Genomic DNA, 17,987 nt, shown 5'->3' on the forward strand with positions numbered 1-17,987 from the left:
GTCTATTTTTATAAACCTGGAGGTAGAAATCAACATGACTATGATGTTAAAAACGCATCATTGCGGAGCATTGAGCAAGGCAAACGTTGGAGAAACAGTAACTTTGAACGGCTGGGTGCAGCGCCGCCGCGATTTGGGCGGCGTGCTCTTCATCGATCTGCGCGACCGCAGCGGTATTGTGCAAATCGTGTTCAATCCGGCTTTTTCCGGAGATGCGCTGGCTGTGGCCGACCGTGCGCGCAATGAGTACGTACTCGCTGTTCGGGGGAAAGTGGTTGAACGGGATGCGGAAACGGTGAATCCGAACATCTCGACAGGCGAGATCGAAGTGCAAATCACGGAGATTGAGATTATGAATGCGGCCAAAAATCCGCCGTTCTTCATCGAGGACGGCATCGAAATCGACGAATCGCTGCGGCTCAAATACCGTTATCTGGATCTGCGCCGTCCGGAAATGCAGCGCACGTTAATGCTTCGTTCCAAGGCCGCCAAGGTGTTCCGCGACTTCCTGGACGAGAACGGGTTTATTGATGTCGAAACGCCGATTCTGACGAAAAGCACGCCGGAAGGAGCACGCGATTATCTTGTGCCAAGCCGCGTTCATCCGGGCGAGTTTTTCGCGCTGCCGCAATCGCCGCAAATCTTCAAGCAGCTTCTGATGGTCAGCGGGTTGGAGCGTTATTATCAGATTGCACGCTGCTTCCGCGACGAAGACCTGCGCGCCGACCGCCAGCCGGAATTTACGCAGGTGGACATTGAGACTTCGTTCTTGTCGCAGGATCAGCTTCTTGAACTGATGGAGCAGTTGATCGTAAGGTTGTTCCGGGAAACGGCCGGCGTTGAAATTCCTGCTCCATTCCAGCGTATCAGCTACGCGGACGCCATGGGCAAGTACGGCTCGGACAAGCCGGATCTCCGTTTCGGACTCGAACTGAAGGACGTGTCCGACATTGTTTCCGATTCGGGCGTTCAGGTATTCGCAAACGTGATCAAGAAGGGCGGCCAAGTGAAGGCGCTGAACGCTAAGGGATGCGCAGCATGGAGCCGTAAGGAGATCGACGATCTGGGCGTGTTTGCGGCCCGTTACGGTGCCAAGGGTCTTGCCTGGATGACTTACAAGGAAGGCGAGCTGAAAGGGCCGATCGTGAAGTTTTTCAGCGAGCAGGAGCTTGAAGCCTTGAAGCAGCGGCTTGAGGCCGAAGAGGGAGACCTGCTGCTGTTCTCCGCGGATACGAAGAAGGTGGTTGCAGATGTGCTGGGCAACCTCCGCCTGAAAATCGGACGCCAGCTTGGGCTGATTGATGACAGCCAGTTTAAATTTGCTTGGGTCGTTGACTTCCCGCTGCTTAGCTATGACGAGGAAGAGAAGCGTTATGTGGCGGAGCACCATCCGTTCACCCGTCCGAAGGAAGAGGATGTTCACTACTTCGATACGGATCCGGGTCAAATTCGCGCTCAAGCTTACGACCTCGTGCTCAATGGCTACGAAGTGGGCGGGGGCTCCATGCGGATTTACCAAAGAGAAGTGCAGGAGAAAATGTTCGGCGCTCTGGGCTTCTCCAAAGAAGACGCACAAGAAAAATTCGGTTTCCTGCTGGAAGCTTTCGAATACGGCACACCGCCGCACGGGGGGATTGCCTTCGGTTTCGACCGTCTGGTCATGCTGATTACCGGGCGCACGAACCTGCGTGAGACGATTGCGTTCCCGAAAACTGCCAGCGCGACGGACCTCTTGACCGATGCCCCTGGTGTGGTGGATGACAAGCAGCTCGAGCAGCTTTCGATACGATTGGCGTTAAAGCAGCCATCGTCTAAATAACGATTTGGAAAAGGAGTGTGAGCTTGCCTAATGCTGCACCAATTTTCCCGAACGGAGCTCGCTATCGGTCCGGAAGGGCTTGAGGTGCTGAAGAACAGCACCGTAGCGGTGCTTGGTATCGGAGGCGTCGGTTCGATCGCCGCCGAAGCGTTGGTTCGTACCGGCATTGGCCGGGTTGTGATGATCGACAAGGATGTCGTAGACATTACGAACATCAACCGTCAAATTCACGCGCTGATGTCGACCGTTGGCCAACCGAAGGCCGAGCTGATGAGAGACCGCGTCCTCCAGATTAATCCGGAGTGCGACGCCGTCGCATTGCGCATGTTTTACACGGAAGAAACCTATGAGAAGCTGTTTGAGTATCCGTTGGATTATGTCCTTGATGCATCGGATACGATCAGCTACAAGATTCATTTGATCAAACAGTGCTTGCAGCGCAAAATTCCGCTCATTTCCAGTATGGGCGCAGCCAACAAGATGGACCCGACCCGTTTTCAGGTGGCGGACATCTCCAAGACCTCCGTCGATCCGCTGGCTCGTGTCATCCGGCACAAGCTGCGCAAGGAAGGCATCAAAAAAGGAGTAAAGGTAGTCTTCTCTACGGAGGAGCCAATGAAGCCGCGTGTGGATGTTACCCAGAAAATCGTGCCGGAGAATGCGCCGGAAATCCGTAAAGCGCAGCAGCCTCCGGCCAGCAATTCCTTTGTACCGCCGGTTGTCGGATTGATCATGGTGAGTGTTGTGGTGAAGGATTTACTGGCGAGAGCCGGAATCAAGTAAGCTGTATTTGAAATTAAAAAAACACCCTTGAGTATGAAATGAACCAAGCTCAAGGGTGTTTTTTATTTCCAATAAATTCACAGAAAAAGTTAAAAAAAGGGTATACTAATAGAGCTTGACCGCAATTCACATTCCCAGTGGAGTTTACAGCAATGAAAAACAATCGAATGCTCTATCGAAACCGACGTTACTTATCTTCTTTGGGTACGCTAAACTTCAATTTGCTTCATCCTCGCAAGCCTTGGGTCGTCGCTTGGTGGTCAGCGGCCTTCCCCGGTTTCGGTCATTTACAGTTAGGTATTTATGTAAAAGGTTTTATTCTTGTCATATGGGAATTAGTGGTGAACATGCAATCCCGAATCAATGAATCCATGATGTATGCCTTTACCGGGCAATTCGACCTGTCGAAAGCCGTCCTGAATAAACGCTGGCTGCTGATGTATATGGCGGTTTATGTTTATGCGATTTGGGATAGCTACCGGACTACAGTGGAGCTTAATAAGGAGTATGTGCTTGCCGAAAGAGAGGGAGCTCCAATCAATCCTTTTCAAATGAGCACGATCTCACTGAACTTTTTGGATAAACGTTCGCCTTGGCTCAGTTTCGTGTGGTCATTATTAATGCCGGGCTTGGGACAGCTGTATGTTCACCGAATCCCTATCGGTTTTTTCGTGTTGGGGGCCTGGATGGTTATCACGTATTATTCGCATCTCATGGAAGCGATTCTATTGCTGTTCATTGGAGACATTGGCAGCTCGCGCGGATTACTTGACCCGCAATGGGTATTGTTTTTGCCATCCATTTACTGTTTTTCTGCCTATGATGCTTATATGCAAACCGTTGAAAACAACCAAATGTATAATAAATGCCAAAGACAGTGGCTGGAAGAGCATCATTCCGGCTTGCAGTTAAAATTGAGCCGGACCAAGGGAGAGCATTAGGATATGTATGTCTTCGGAACGTTCCAATATTCGGATGAGCTGGAGCTTGCTGTGAGTGATCTGGAGGCTCAAGGGATTTCGGGCGATTGCATCTCGGCGGTCCATATGAATGACAGCCCAATTCCCTCGGGCCATGTAATAGATACGATGCATCAATCGGATGGCATTAGTATGATGGACGGCGCTGCTGTTTTAGGTACTGTTGGATCCGTCATCGGAGCTTCGATCGGATTTAAACTGGTCTGGGGACCCATCATCTGGGGACTGCTTGGTCTCTTGGCAGGTGGGCTTGGCGGATTTGCGCTGGATGCGTGGAATAACCGGAGATCGCGCCGTCAGCAAAAGCGCAGCAGAGACAGCAGCGACGTGATTGTGATTGTGGAATGCTCTCCGGATCAGGTGTATCAGGTGCGGCAAACGATGCAGAAGCGGTTTGCGCTGCGGATCGGGGAATTGGGCAGATAAGGAATCTCGGGCTTAAACGCGTACAGAAGTGCCGACCGGAGGGAATTTTGTTATAATAAAACAGTAAACGGTAAAGCTGTGAGCTTATCGATGCGATTAGGCAAATGAAGCTAAGAGGTTGTGAAGCACATGGATTTATTTACGATGGCGGCCGAACAAAGCCTGTCCGGCAAGCTGCTTGCCGACCGGATGCGTCCGGTAACGTTAGAGGAGTATATCGGACAGGACCATATTGTAGGACAGGGCAAGCTGCTCCGCCGCGCGATTGAGGCCGATCAGGTCACCTCCATCCTGCTCTATGGTCCTCCCGGGACGGGAAAAACGACACTGGCACATATTATTTCACAACGTACCTCAGGTATTTTCGTCAAGCTGAATGCTGTGGATGCCAGCGTTAAGGATGTCCGCGAAGTCATTGACCAGGCTAAGCATAATCGGTCATTATACGGCAAAAAAACGATTCTGTTTTTGGACGAGGTGCACCGTTTTAATACATCGCGCCAGGATGCTCTGCTGCCTGCGGTAGAACAAGGAATCATCATTTTCATCGGAGCAACGACGGAAAATCCTTTCCATCATGTCAACGGTGCGCTGCTGTCCCGTTCCACGCTGTTTCAATTGCAGCCGCTCACGCATGAGCATTCCCTTATAGCGATGAGAAGGGCGCTGTCCGACAAGGAGCGCGGGCTCGGTTATATGTCTATCGAAGCCGAGGAAGGGGCGCTCGAGCACCTGTCGAAGATGGCTGGAGGAGATATCCGGCGGGCGCTCAATGCCCTGGAGCTGGCTGCGCTGACGACTCCGCCTGATCAGGAGGGTACGGTACGGATAACAATGGCGGTGGCGGAGGAATCGATTCGCCGGCCTACCATTAAAGCGGACGAGTCTACACAGTATGACGTGCTGTCAGCGTTTCACAAGAGCTTGCGCGGATCCAGCGATGCGGCGCTGTTTTGGTTTATGTACGCAGTGGAAAAGCTCGGGATGGACCCAATGACGTTTTTGCGCCGTCTCATCGTCATGTGCAGCGAGGATATCGGTCTTGCGAATCCGCAGGCCATGGTTCAAGCCGTGACGGCGATGGACGCTTATCATAAAATCGGCTGGCCGGAATCACAATATATCATTGCCCAAGCTATCCTGTTTGCGGTAGAAAGTCCGAAATCCAACGCCATTCCTATAGCGTTGTCCAAGGTAACGCAGGCTATGGAAAAACTGAGATCTGCGGAGGTGCCTATGCATTTGAGAGATACCCATTATCAAGGGGCGGCACAGCTGGGGCATAAAGGATATTTGTACCCGCATGATTATCCGGGCCATTATGTGGAACAGCAATATTTGCCCGGTCCGATCAAGCATGAGCGTTTTTATGAAGCCACGGGTCAGGGGACGGAAGATAAAATCCGGCAAAATCAGGAGAAGCGCCGTTCCTCTAAACCCAAACTCTAAGGAGAAGTTTGAGCGTCAAGGATCGATTATAGTATAATCATTCCATCATAGCTTAATTTTATGGTAAAGAAACGAGTGAAGAATATGAAACACAAACGGCTTATGGCCATGATTTTGATATTATCCACTGTGACAACCCTCGTTTCCGCATGCGGCAGCAGGACGGAGCAAGCCCAGACACCTTCCGAGCACCAAGGTCATGAGCACACGGCAGTTGGCGACATCCAGGAAAAAACGGCTTCGGCCGATATTTTGCCCTCTTTTTTGGATCATCAGCCGGCAGAGATGCGTCTCGTGTACCAGGCGGCTGGAAAAGCGACGCATATTCTTCAGTGGATGCCATGCTACTGCGGCTGCGGCGAGAGTGCGGGGCATGTCAGCAATATGAATTGCTTCATTCAAAAAGTAAATGATGACGGCTCCGTCGTATGGGATGATCACGGAACAAGATGCGGAGTCTGCTTGCAGATCGCCGTGGAGTCCATCAAGATGACTCAGGAGGGAAAGTCGCTGCAGGAAATCCGTAAAGCCATCGATCAAGCTTACATGAAAGGCTTTGCGGAGCCGACCCCAACGCCAATGCCTCTCTAACCGCATAAAATATGAAACGTCCGGCTCCTTTGCCGGGCGTTTTTTGTATCGGCGCCCTGCCCGTCCGCTGGAATAGCTGTGACGATTTTTCGTTCTAGTCTGACGGTGGACTGTATAGTGTATTAATGTATCTGTGAAACGGGTTTCTGCCGGAAGACGTCGGTGGCATGAAGAATTTGTACATCCAAGGGAGGTGTGCCTGTTCGCCTGTTGGAGGCGGGTAGGTAAAACCATTGAGTAGCGATCCGTTGACGTTGATCCTGAACGTTAGTATTGTGTTGCTGCTGGTGTTTCTTAACGGTTTTTTCGTTTCTGCGGAATTTGCGATGGTAAAGGCGTCCCGGAGCCGGATCGAAGCACTGGCGGAGAAGGGCTCGAGAAGGGCTCGATTCTCGAAGTCCGTCATGGAAAACCTCGATGCCTATTTATCCGCTTGTCAAATGGGGATTACTTTAACCTCCCTCGGACTCGGATGGGTTGGAGGACTTATGGTCGCAGCATGGCTGGAGCTGGCTCTAGGGCCTTTGCGGCTGCCGGAAGCCTTTATAAAGACGATGGCTTTCATCCTTGCTTTCCTGCTTATCACTGTACTGCATATCATCGCAGGAGAACAGCTGCCCAAATCGTACGGGATTCGTAAATCCGATCAGGTGATCCTTTTTACCATCATACCTTTGGCGGGCTTTTACAAGCTGATGTATCCGTTCATCCGGCTGGTAAATGCGATCTCCCATGCATTGCTGCGTTTGGCTGGAGTCGAACCTCATGCGGAGCGCCCGTCGGCTCATACGGAAGAAGAGATTCGCGTCATGATGAAGGAGAGCAACCGAAGCGGCTTTATTGACAGCACGGAATTGACGCTTGTGGATAATATTTTTGATTTCTCGGAAACGTATGCCAGGGAAATCATGATCCCACGGACAGAGATGATTTGTCTATATGCGAATAGAACGTATGAAGAAAATAAAATGATCGCGATCAGCGAAATGCATACGCGTTATCCGGTATGTGATCCGGATAAAGACAATATCATCGGATTTATACATATTAAAGACTTGTTGAAATGGCCCGAAGCCGAAGGAGATATGCAGGCGATCATCAGGGCGATTACGAAAGTGCCCGAATCGATGCAAATCAGCGCTTTGCTTAAATTAATGCAGAAGAAAAAGACTCAGATGGTTTTATTGATTGATGAGTACGGAGGAACGTCCGGTCTAGTCACATTTGAGGATATTATCGAAGAAATCGTCGGGGAAATACAAGATGAATTCGATGAGGAACGGCCGAAGATCGAGAGGAGGGATGCTGCGTCTTATTCCATTGACGGACGAATGCTCATTGAGGAGGTGAACAGCTACTTCGGAATAAGCATCGAAACGGATGACTATGATACGATCGGCGGATGGATTTACTCCCAGGTGGAAATGCCTCCGCAGAAGCATCAGCAGCTGTATTGGAATGAGGATTATGACTTTATCATTGAAGAAATCGATCATTTGCGGATATCGAGAATAGTGGTAAGACGAAAGGCCGCGGGTATCGGCCCGGATGTGTCTATCCATGAAGGATGAACCGGAGGTCAAACAAATAAAAAAAAGAAGAAGTTATGTTCATCATGCGAGCATAACTTCTTTGTTATTGGGAAAATCACTTGTTACTTTATGATTTTATCGATGGTTGCTCCACCCAGACACTCATCTCCGTCGTAGAAAACGACCGATTGGCCCGGAGTGATGGCTTTTTGCGGCTGGTCGAACACGATCTCGCAAGCGCCGCCTTCACCGAAATGAACGGTAACGCCTTGATCCGGCTGCCGGTAACGGAATTTCGCTGTACAGTGGAGCGGCTCCTTTGGAGCTTCTCCCTTAATCCAGTTCAATTCGGAGGCTTTAAGACCTGTTGAGTAGAGTGCGGGATGCTTTTCCCCTTGGACAACGTACAGGATATTGTTCTCAAGATCCTTGTCGGCGACAAACCACGGTTCTCCGCTGCCCGATCCTCCGATGCCAAGACCTTGACGCTGGCCCATGGTATAGTACATGAGTCCGTCATGACGGCCCTTTACCTCACCATCGAGCGTTCTCATATCGCCGGGCTTGGCAGGAAGGTAGCCGCTGAGAAACTCCTTGAAGTTGCGCTCGCCGATAAAGCAGACGCCGGTGCTGTCCTTTTTCTTGGCTGTAGCCAATCCGGCCTTCTCTGCGATGGCGCGAACCTCAGGCTTCGGAAGATGCCCGATCGGGAACATCGCCTTGGAAAGCTGGTATTGATCCAAGGCATTCAGAAAATAGGTCTGATCCTTGTTCGAATCGACTCCGCGAAGCAGCCGGTAGGCTCCGTCCCGATGCTCCACACGGGCATAGTGGCCGGTCGCGATATAATCTGCGCCGAGCTCCAGCGCTTTGTTCAGGAATTCCCCGAATTTGATTTCCCGGTTGCACATCACATCCGGATTCGGAGTCCGGCCTTTGCGGTATTCGTCCAAAAAGTAATTGAATACCTTGTCCATGTATTGTTTTTCAAAATTTACCGTATAATAGGGAATGCCGATTTGGTCGCAAACGCGCCTTACATCTTCCGCATCTTCCTCTGCGGTACAATGGCCGAATTCGTCCGTATCGTCCCAATTTTTCATAAAAACGCCGATAACCTCATAGCCTTGCTCCTTAAGAATAAGCGCCGAAACCGAAGAATCGACGCCGCCGGACATGCCGAGGACGACGCGTGCTTTTTTCGTCATATGTCCAATACCTCACTTTGCTTAACTGGCATTTTTATATTATACATGCATTTGCAAAAAGAATAAAATTTTTCATTAATATGTCACGGTTTTGCTCCCACAATACGTGGTTTTATGTTACGATAGATTCGATACAAAAATGTATGATATGCAATAAAAGCTTCTTATCAAAGCCTTGCGAAGGATAAAGGCGCATTCATGTTTATATGGAAGCTTAGACTTGAAGCAACAGAAAGCTGATCCATTAGGTCAAATCTATACTTTCTGATGTAAACGAGGTGCTCGACTTGAAGATATCCACTAAAGGCCGCTACGGACTCACCATCATGATGGAGCTGGCGACAAGGTTCGGAGAAGGCCCCACCTCATTAAAAAGCATCGCGGAAAAGCACCAGCTTTCCGAGCATTATTTGGAGCAATTGGTCGCACCGCTTAGGAATGCGGGGCTAGTCAAAAGCATTCGCGGAGCGTATGGAGGATATATATTGTCTAAATCCCCGGAGGAAATCTCCTCTGGAGATATTATCCGGGTGCTGGAAGGGCCGATCAGTCCTGTCGATTTCACAGAAGAGGACGATCCTGCCAAGCGGAACCTATGGATTCGAATCCGCGACGGTATAGCGCAGGTGCTTGATTCAACCACGCTCGCTGATCTCATCTCCTACAAGGAAGAAGGCAGTCAAAACGACAGCTACATGTTCTATATTTAGCCTCTGCAGATGCTTTTTCCTCCGATTCCGGGTCTTTTCCAAATCCTATTAAACAGATGTGGTGAATGCTTTGAAGTTAATTTACTTGGATCATGCCGCTACGACACCCGTACATCCGGAAGTCGTGGAAGCCATGATCCCCTATCTTTCTGAAATGTACGGCAACGCCTCCAGCACACACGCGGCAGGACGGGAGGCGCGTACGGCACTGAATGCGGCCAGGGATCGAATTGCCGCATTTATCGGATGCTCTCCATCCGAACTGGTGTTCACCGGAAGCGGGACAGAGAGCGACAATACGGCATTGTTCGGTGCCGCGGAAGCGTACCGCTCCCGCGGCAAGCATATCATTACGACAAGCATTGAGCATCATGCGGTTCTTCATGCCTGTGAGCGGTTAGAGCAGCTTGGGTATGAAGTTACGTACCTCCCGGTTGACCGTTTTGGCCAGGTTTCCGTAACCGATGTAGAAGCGGCCATTCGTCAAGATACAATCTTGATCAGCGTCATGTATGGAAACAACGAAACCGGGACGCTGCAGCCCATTGAAGCCATTGGACGACTGGCAAGAGAACGGGGGATATGCTTTCATGTCGACGCGGTTCAAGCGTTGGCGCATATCCCGATGGATCTTGGACGGCTTCCGGTCGATCTCATGAGCTTTTCCGCGCACAAGCTGAACGGTCCTAAGGGAATCGGTGCTTTATATATAGCAAGAACGACCAAGATCTCACCGCTGTTATACGGCGGCTCGCAGGAACGCAAACGCCGGCCGGGTACAGAGAATACGGCAGGAATCGCCGGCTTCGCGAAAGCTGTGGAAATCATGCAAAAAAACAGGTATGAATTGAAACAAAAGATGGAAAAACTACGTCAAGGAATGGTGAAGGAATTAGCAGAGCGTTTGGAAGCTGATGCTTTTGTGATCAATGGCCATCCGACGGAGGTGCTACCCCATATTTTGAACGTCAGCTTCCCCGGCATTTCGACGGAAACGATGCTGATGAATCTCGATTTGGCGGGAGTGGCTGCGGCAAGCGGCTCGGCCTGCACTTCGGGTTCCTTGGAAGTATCCCACGTGCTTAAGGCGATGAAGCTTCCGGAGGCGGTAACCGAGTCGGCCATACGTTTCAGCTTTGGGGCTAACAACGATGAAGAGCAAATTTCTGAAGCTGTGGGTATCCTTGAAACCATCATTCACCGTTTGCGTAGTAACCATTAAGCAAATGTTTAAAATTTTCAAGGAGGCAAACCTTGTGAAGAAAGCGCGGGATGTCATCGGTTTGCCGATCATTTGTGTAGAAACAGGCAAGCTGGTAGGCCATACCAAGGATCTCCTGATGGATGAAGGATGGCAGGTAAAGGCGCTGCTGCTGGAGGCCAAGCATTGGTTTTCCGACATGACCTGCATCGCTTCAGCGGATATCGTTGCGCTTGGCGATGATGCCGTTACGATTAAGAAGGAAGAAGCCGTGCGTTCCATGGCGTCAGACCAGGATTTTTGCACCTTGCTATGCGGAGATTCCAAGCTGAGAGGAATGCCGGTGATTACCATAAACGGGCAGCAGCTTGGAAGGGTAGAAGATGTTTATTTGGATCTGATTAAGGGTATAAAGGTAATAGGTTATGAATTGACCGAGGGTTTCATTTCTGATTTAAAAGAAGGGCGCAAATGGTTGCCGATGCCGGACTCGGTTAAGATCGGCGAGGACGCTTTAATTGTTCCCGTACAGGCTAGTCATACATTGGAGGAAATCTTCGTACCAAAAGAAGAATAGGGTGATTGAGATGCTGCGTTGTCCAAACTGCAATTCCAAGGATATCGGCAAGATCGGCTCGCACCAGTTTTACTGCTGGGGCTGCTTTATCGAATTAACCGTAAATGGAGATAAAATGTCTGTCTTTCAAGTGGAAGAGGACGGAACGTTGAGCTCCTTGGACGATTTGTTTTTTGAAGAAGAAATAGTGCAAGTCCATGCGAATTAAAAATGGCTTGCGGTCGCTTGACTCAAGCGAAGAACACCGTTTTCCTGGAGGCGTAAGGTCTCTTTAGGGAAACGGTGTTTTTGTCTTGTCTGCAAAAGATTCTTTCTCTATGTATTGTATTCGCCCAAAACGTGGATATGCTATTTTTCAAAGAATGGAAGATCAGGGTTAAGACGATCGGCTTGTACATATACTGTAAAGGGTAATGGTTTAAGCATATGGAGTCAAGATGGGGGAGAGGAGTCTATGGAACAGTTTCCGAAGCATCGGTTATTCATCGGGATGATCTATACGCTGCTCGGGCTTGCCATATTGTTCATGCTGCTGCAGCTTCGTCCGATCATCGTTGGTATATATCAATTTTTAAGCGAAATTCTGACGCCGTTTATTATTGCGTTGATTATTTCTTATGTATTGAATCCGGTGGTTTCTCTGCTTGGGGCCCGCAAGGTACCGCGTACGGTCGCCGTGCTTACCATATATGCGGTGTTTATCACTTCCGCGACGGTAGTGCTGATGAATGTGATCCCTATGCTGATCAAACAGCTTGCCGAGCTGAACCAGCATATGCCGGATGTGGCGTTTAAAGCGCAAAGCGTTGTGGATGATTTCAACGGGTTGAAATTTTTACCCGACAGCGTGCGGGAGGGCATCAATCAGTCGCTTTCCAAGCTGGAGGAAGGGATTTCTCTAGCGATTGCGGGTTACCTGGGCGGGATCGGGAACACAATCAATGCCATGTTTCTTGCTTTCATCATTCCGTTTGTGGCCTTCTACATTTTAAAAGACTTACAGCTGATTGAAAAAACGACCTTGGCGATCGTCCCCAAGGCCCACCGTAAAGAAATTGTTTCTATGCTGGTGGACATTGATACGGCGCTTGGGAATTACATCCGCGGACAGTTTACCGTCTGTATGATCGTCGGGCTTCTGGCTTACGTCGGCTATTGGCTGATAGGACTTCCTTATGCCCTTCTCCTGGCGTGCGTGGTTGCGGTGTTTAATATCATCCCTTATTTGGGGCCGTTTCTTGGCGCAGCCCCGGCGTTAATCGTTGCGTCTACGATATCATGGAAAATGATGCTGCTGGTCATCCTGGTAAACACCATTTGCCAAATTCTTGAGGGGAATGTCATTTCTCCTCAAGTGGTTGGGCGTTCTTTGAATATGCATCCGCTGTTCATTATTTTTGCGCTGCTTGTGGGTGGTGAAGTAGGAGGGATTGCGGGGCTGATCCTGGCTGTTCCTTTCTTTGCCGTGATGAAAGTGATTCTTCAGCATGTGTTTTTGTATTTCATTCATCGGAGAACCGTCTAGATCGGTTTTAACGCTTGTCAGATGATGGCATTTAGGCGTATAATGTTCCATGTTTACGGTTTAACGTCAATTCATTGGGAGGTTGGCGTGCCGTGTAAGAGCTCATCCTATGGAGCTTTTTTCATTTTATTTCAAAAGTAATATATATCATACAATATTTTGGAAGGGGTTACTTCATGAGTCAGCAAGCGATTACAGCACTCGGGCTATTTCTTATTTCTTACGCATTCATTATTTCCGAGAAAATTCACCGCACCATCGTTGCCATGATCGGAGCCATTTTCGTTGTGGCACTCGGCATTCTAGATCAGGAAACGGCATTTCATCATATTGATTTGAATACGCTCGGCCTTTTGATTGGAATGATGATTATTGTAGGGGTTACGGCGAAGACAGGGGCGTTCAAATATGTTGCGGTATGGTCGGCCAAAAAAGCAGGCGGCTATCCCATCCGTATTCTGGTCGTTCTCGGTGTGGTTACGGCGGTATGCTCGGCCTTTTTGGATAATGTCACTACGGTGCTTCTGATTGTTCCCGTTACGCTTAGCATTACGCGTAGGCTGCAGGTTGACCCCATTCCTTTCTTTATCTCGCAAATTATGGCCAGCAACATCGGCGGTACGGCAACCTTGATCGGAGATCCTCCGAATATTATGATCGGCAGTGCCGTGAAGGAGCTGACCTTCAACGCCTTTATTGCGAATTTGACGCCAATCGTGATTATCATCATGGTCGTTATCCTGCCTATATTCGTACTGCTGTACCGGAAGCGGATCCAAACGACGGACGAGCTTCGTTTAAGCATCATGGAGCTTGATGAGAAGGCGGAGATTCAGGATCCCGTGCTGTTGAAAAAATGTCTAACGGTTCTGGCTCTTACGATTTTGGGTTTCTTTCTGCATCAGATTGTACATATCGAGTCTGCAACCGTAGCGCTTGCCGGCGCTTTTCTGCTTCTCCTGCTGACGGGTGAACGTTACATGGAGGATGCTTTTCATAACGTGGAGTGGACAACCATTTTCTTCTTTATCGGTCTCTTCGTGCTCGTTGGAGGATTGGTCGAAACGCAAATCATCGCAGCGCTTGCGGAATATGCTGTGGGCATTACCGGAGGCGACCCGACTCGTTCGGCTATTCTGATTTTGTGGCTGAGCGCCCTCGCTTCGTCTTTTATGGATAATATCCCTTTTGTGGCCACCATGATTCCAATGATTCAGGAGATGGGCGCCATGGGAGTGAGCAACGTCGAACCATTATGGTGGAGTCTTGCGCTCGGCGCCTGCCTTGGAGGCAACGGTACGATCATCGGGGCCAGCGCCAACCTGATTGTGGCGGGTATTTCAGCCAGGGAAGGACATCCGATGTCGTTTATAAGCTACCTGAAAGTGGCATTCCCGCTCATGCTGTTGACCATTGTGATTGCCAATGTGTATATCTATGTGAGATATTTAATGTAAACAGTTCCCCAGGAAGGCTGGATGAGGTATGCTGCAATACGAGTACGATAAAGAGCTGCTTACAATAGAAGAACACGTTAACGGTCCGGATGTGGAATTCCGGATGAAGCTGCACCGCCCGGACGTCGGGGTGGAGATGGCTGTCAAACAAATAAGGGCTTTTTTCGACGAAAATGATCTTTATACCGATGTACTGTTTTATGCGCGCCATAATGAAGAGTACCAGTGGATTGTCAGGCAGGACTACTATGTGGATTTTGTCATCCATATGTTCAAGCATCGGCTGGTCACATGGGTCGCTTGGGCATAGTCAAGGAACCAGGCTCGGGGCTTGGATATCAAGTTGACAGTGCGATGGGGGATCGGTATAATTTTGGTTTGAATAGGTCTATTTGTTTATACATGAGAAAGCGTTGACGAAATTCAGTAGGTCATAGGCCCATTAGCCAGAGAGAAGGCTTTGGAGCGGCGCGTTTTTGCGTAAAAGGGCACGGTCCTAAAGCGAAGCGATCGTTCCAGCTGCGAAAGCCTTTCTGATGAAGGATGACCGAACGCTCATTTCAGAGTGCGGATAAACTCCGCCGGTCGGACCCGTTAACATCCGTTCAGAGGAGATTGTGCAGACGCCTGACTGCAAGCCGCACAATAACCAGGGTGGTACCGCGAGCAAATCGTCCCTGTTCATCAGGGGCGTTTTTTATATTTATATTATGGTTGCAGGAGGAACGAGATCCAATGAAAGCAAGTGAAATTCGCTCCAAGTGGTTGGAGTTTTTTGAAAGCAAAGGGCATAAAATCGAGCCCAGCGCGCCGCTCGTACCGCATAACGACCCGTCGCTGTTGTGGATTAACGCCGGAATGGCGCCGCTGAAGCCTTACTTTGACGGCCGCGTCGTACCGGACAATCCCCGGATCGCTAACTCGCAAAAATGCATTCGCACCAACGATATTGAAAACGTGGGCAAAACGCGCCGTCACCATACGTTTTTCGAGATGCTGGGAAATTTTTCGATCGGAGATTACTTCAAAGAGGAAGTCATCACCTGGGCATGGGAATTTCTCACGAGTCCCGAGTGGATTGGCTTCGACCCGAACCGGCTGTCCGTTACCGTCTACCCCGAGGATACGGAAGCGTTTGATTTCTGGAACAAAAAGATCGGCCTCCCGGAGGAACGAATCTACAAGCTGGAAGAAAACTTCTGGGATATCGGCGAAGGCCCTTGCGGACCTTGTACGGAAATCTTCTATGACCGCGGCGATGCTTACGGCGATTTGAACGATCCGGAGTGCTGGCCCGGCGGCGAGAACGAACGCTTCCTTGAAGTGTGGAACCTTGTATTTTCCCAGTTCAACCATAATAAAGACGGCAGCTATACACCGCTTCCGAACAAGAACATCGATACGGGGGCGGGCTTGGAGCGTTTTGCGTCGATTTTGCAGGACGTCGATTCGAACTTTGATACAGACTTGTTCCAGCCGATCATTCAACAAACGTGCAAGCTCGCAGGCGTAACCTATAAGCAGAATGAGGAAACCGATGTTGCGCTGAAGGTCATTGCCGATCATATCCGCACAGTGGCGTTTTCCGTGGGCGACGGCGTGCTGCCGTCCAACGAAGGCCGCGGTTATGTCATCCGCCGTTTGCTTCGCCGCGCGGTTCGCTACGGCAAGGTGCTTGGCATGGACAAGCCATTCCTGCATTCCCTCACACCGGTTGTCGGAGAGATTATGGGGGTTTACTATCCGGAGGTTGTGGAAAAACGCGAGTTCATTGAAAAGGTCATCCGTACGGAAGAGGAACGCTTCCATGAGACGCTGTCCGACGGGCTTGCCATCCTTGCTGAAATGGTAGACAAATCGCGCCATGCAGGAAGCACCGAAATCAGCGGCCCCGATGCATTCAAGCTGTACGATACCTATGGATTCCCGTTTGATCTGACGGAGGATTTCGCTGCAGAAAAAGGCATGACCGTGGATCGCGCCGGCTTTGACCAAGCGATGCAGGAGCAGCGCGACCGTGCCCGGGCGGCCCGTCAGGATGCGGACAGTATGAAGGTGCAGGGAGGTCCTCTGGCCGACTATACGGTTAAAAGCGAGTTTGTTGGTTATACTGATTTGGTAACTACTGCTAAAGTGCTGGAGATCGTACATGAGAATCAGTTTGTTGATTTAGTAGGCACGGGTGAGACGTGTCAGGTCATCCTCGATGTGACGCCGTTCTACGCGGAAAGCGGAGGGCAGGTCAGCGACCACGGCTATATGACCGCCGGAGACACGGTGCTCAAGGTGGAGGATGTCGGTAAAGCTCCGCACGGACAGCACGTTCATACGGTCGTTGTTGAAGCAGGTGTTCTGCGCAAAGGCGATCAGGTACAGGCTACCGTTACCCAGGAAGTGCGTGAAGATATTATCAAAAATCATACGGCGACGCATCTTCTGCATAAGGCGCTGAAAGAAGTGCTCGGCGAGCACGTTAATCAGGCTGGCTCTCTTGTGGCGCCGGAGCGGCTGCGCTTTGACTTCTCCCATTTTGGCAGCATTACGGGCGAGGAGCTGCAGGACATCGAACAGCGCGTCAATGCACAAATCTGGAGAAGCATTGCTGTCGATATATCTTTGAAGCCGATCGCGGAAGCCAAAGCGATGGGCGCCATGGCTTTATTCGGCGAGAAATACGGAGAAGTCGTCCGTGTGGTCCGCGTGGGCGGCTACAGCCTAGAGCTGTGCGGAGGATGCCATGTTCAAAATACGAGCCAAATCGGTCTGTTCAAAATTATCAGCGAGTCCGGTATCGGATCGGGCGTACGCCGGATCGAAGCGGTGACGGGACGAGCCGCATATGAGTATTTGGAGGACCAGCTGCAGCTGCTCAAAGACGCTGCGGGGCTGCTGAAGTCCAATATTGCGGACGTGCCGAAGCGGATTGACGGATTGTTTGCACAGCTTAAAGAAATGTCCCGTGAGAACGAATCGCTCAAAGCGAAGCTGAGCGGTATTGAAGCGGGATCGTTAACAGATCAGGTGAAGCAGGTTAACGGGGTGGCTGTTCTTGCTGCGGAAGTCTCGGCAAGCGATATGGAGACGCTCAGGAACATTGTGGATCAAATGAAAAGTAAATTGGGTTCGGCGGTTATCGTACTCGGAGCTTCCGCTGAAGGCAAGGTGAACCTTGTTGCCGCCGTTACGCCGGATTTGGTATCCCAAGGCTATCATGCCGGGAAGCTGATTAAGGAAGTGGCTGCGCTCTGCGGCGGAAGCGGCGGAGGAAGACCGGATATGGCCCAGGCGGGCGGTAAAGATCCGTCGAAGCTGAAGGAAGCGATCCAAAGCGTTGAAACATTGCTGGAAAGAAAATAATTTTATTTGTCAAGAGGAATTTTTAGGCAAACGGCGAATATGTGGAATATGTAGGTTATTATGATGGCAGGGGGGTGCTTCTCCAAATGAGTTCAATGGATAAAACGATGAAGTTTAACGTCAAAGCGGAAGAGATCGAGACATCACCCAAAGAAGTCATTTTAGCGGTGTATGACGCGCTGCAGGAAAAAGGTTACAACCCGATCAACCAAATCGTCGGTTATTTGCTTTCCGGCGATCCGGCCTATATTCCGCGACACAACAATGCAAGGAGCATCATCCGCAAAAGGGAGAGAGATGAACTGATTGAGGAGCTCGTCCGTTCCTATCTCCAACAGTATAAATCTTAAGGTGCAGACAGGCCGATTGGAG

At 50.1% G+C, this 17,987-nt stretch carries 17 protein-coding genes; 16 read left to right on the forward strand and 1 reads right to left on the reverse strand.

Features of this window, described 5'->3' with window-relative positions; all coding sequences use genetic code 11:
• Positions 1 to 34 precede the first annotated feature (34 nt).
• The 7 genes from aspS (at position 35) to ACZYR9_RS04530 (ending at position 7,619) form a co-directional block, all read left to right on the forward strand.
• Positions 35 to 1,819 (forward strand): aspartate--tRNA ligase, encoded by a 1,785-nt coding sequence (gene aspS, locus ACZYR9_RS04500; RefSeq protein ID WP_488977268.1) that lies wholly within the window; start codon positions 35 to 37, stop codon positions 1,817 to 1,819.
• 30 nt (positions 1,820 to 1,849) lie between these two features.
• Positions 1,850 to 2,602, forward strand: coding sequence for a tRNA threonylcarbamoyladenosine dehydratase (locus tag ACZYR9_RS04505; RefSeq protein WP_488977269.1), 753 nt, complete (start codon positions 1,850 to 1,852; stop codon positions 2,600 to 2,602).
• A 152-nt stretch (positions 2,603 to 2,754) separates the two neighbouring features.
• Positions 2,755 to 3,543 carry a hypothetical protein gene (locus ACZYR9_RS04510; RefSeq protein WP_488977270.1) on the forward strand — a complete coding sequence of 263 codons (789 nt, stop codon included), beginning with the start codon at positions 2,755 to 2,757 and terminating at the stop codon, positions 3,541 to 3,543.
• Positions 3,544 to 3,546: 3 nt separating this feature from the next.
• Positions 3,547 to 4,008, forward strand: coding sequence for a hypothetical protein (locus tag ACZYR9_RS04515; RefSeq protein WP_488977271.1), 462 nt, complete (start codon positions 3,547 to 3,549; stop codon positions 4,006 to 4,008).
• Positions 4,009 to 4,137: 129 nt separating this feature from the next.
• Complete coding sequence (locus ACZYR9_RS04520; protein WP_488977272.1) at positions 4,138 to 5,457, forward strand: replication-associated recombination protein A; 1,320 nt, start codon at positions 4,138 to 4,140, stop codon at positions 5,455 to 5,457.
• Between the two features lie 84 nt (positions 5,458 to 5,541).
• Positions 5,542 to 6,048, forward strand: a complete 507-nt coding sequence (locus tag ACZYR9_RS04525; RefSeq protein WP_488977273.1) for a PCYCGC motif-containing (lipo)protein — start codon at positions 5,542 to 5,544, stop codon at positions 6,046 to 6,048.
• A gap of 233 nt (positions 6,049 to 6,281) precedes the next feature.
• Positions 6,282 to 7,619 carry a hemolysin family protein gene (locus tag ACZYR9_RS04530; protein ID WP_488977274.1) on the forward strand — a complete coding sequence of 446 codons (1,338 nt, stop codon included), beginning with the start codon at positions 6,282 to 6,284 and terminating at the stop codon, positions 7,617 to 7,619.
• 83 nt (positions 7,620 to 7,702) lie between these two features.
• Here the strand turns inward: ACZYR9_RS04530 and mnmA are convergent, their stop codons facing one another.
• A complete protein-coding gene (gene mnmA / locus ACZYR9_RS04535; RefSeq protein ID WP_488977275.1) occupies positions 7,703 to 8,788 on the reverse strand; it encodes a tRNA 2-thiouridine(34) synthase MnmA in 1,086 nt (361 codons plus the stop codon).
• 287 nt (positions 8,789 to 9,075) lie between these two features.
• Between mnmA and cymR the strand changes: the two genes are divergently transcribed.
• The 9 genes from cymR to ACZYR9_RS04580 all read left to right on the forward strand — a co-directional run bounded on the left by cymR (position 9,076) and on the right by ACZYR9_RS04580 (position 17,965).
• Positions 9,076 to 9,498: a cysteine metabolism transcriptional regulator CymR gene (cymR, locus tag ACZYR9_RS04540; protein ID WP_488977276.1), complete on the forward strand. Its 423-nt coding sequence runs from the start codon at positions 9,076 to 9,078 to the stop codon at positions 9,496 to 9,498.
• A 70-nt stretch (positions 9,499 to 9,568) separates the two neighbouring features.
• The gene (locus ACZYR9_RS04545) at positions 9,569 to 10,720 is read left to right on the forward strand and encodes a cysteine desulfurase family protein (RefSeq protein WP_488977277.1); all 1,152 of its coding nucleotides are present in this window, start codon (positions 9,569 to 9,571) and stop codon (positions 10,718 to 10,720) included.
• Positions 10,721 to 10,754: 34 nt separating this feature from the next.
• Positions 10,755 to 11,276: a PRC-barrel domain-containing protein gene (locus ACZYR9_RS04550; RefSeq protein WP_488977278.1), complete on the forward strand. Its 522-nt coding sequence runs from the start codon at positions 10,755 to 10,757 to the stop codon at positions 11,274 to 11,276.
• A gap of 10 nt (positions 11,277 to 11,286) precedes the next feature.
• Positions 11,287 to 11,484: a hypothetical protein gene (locus ACZYR9_RS04555; RefSeq protein ID WP_488977279.1), complete on the forward strand. Its 198-nt coding sequence runs from the start codon at positions 11,287 to 11,289 to the stop codon at positions 11,482 to 11,484.
• Between the two features lie 246 nt (positions 11,485 to 11,730).
• Positions 11,731 to 12,801, forward strand: coding sequence for an AI-2E family transporter (locus tag ACZYR9_RS04560; protein WP_488977280.1), 1,071 nt, complete (start codon positions 11,731 to 11,733; stop codon positions 12,799 to 12,801).
• Between the two features lie 176 nt (positions 12,802 to 12,977).
• On the forward strand, positions 12,978 to 14,258 hold the full coding sequence (locus tag ACZYR9_RS04565; protein WP_488977281.1) for an ArsB/NhaD family transporter: 1,281 nt from the start codon (positions 12,978 to 12,980) through the stop codon (positions 14,256 to 14,258).
• Positions 14,259 to 14,286: 28 nt separating this feature from the next.
• Positions 14,287 to 14,568, forward strand: a complete 282-nt coding sequence (locus ACZYR9_RS04570; protein WP_488977282.1) for a hypothetical protein — start codon at positions 14,287 to 14,289, stop codon at positions 14,566 to 14,568.
• Positions 14,569 to 14,993: 425 nt separating this feature from the next.
• The gene (gene alaS / locus ACZYR9_RS04575; RefSeq protein WP_488977283.1) at positions 14,994 to 17,615 is read left to right on the forward strand and encodes an alanine--tRNA ligase; all 2,622 of its coding nucleotides are present in this window, start codon (positions 14,994 to 14,996) and stop codon (positions 17,613 to 17,615) included.
• A gap of 86 nt (positions 17,616 to 17,701) precedes the next feature.
• Complete coding sequence (locus ACZYR9_RS04580; RefSeq protein WP_010497096.1) at positions 17,702 to 17,965, forward strand: IreB family regulatory phosphoprotein; 264 nt, start codon at positions 17,702 to 17,704, stop codon at positions 17,963 to 17,965.
• Positions 17,966 to 17,987 lie beyond the last annotated feature (22 nt).

This window comes from Paenibacillus sp. F024, from assembly GCF_057814255.1.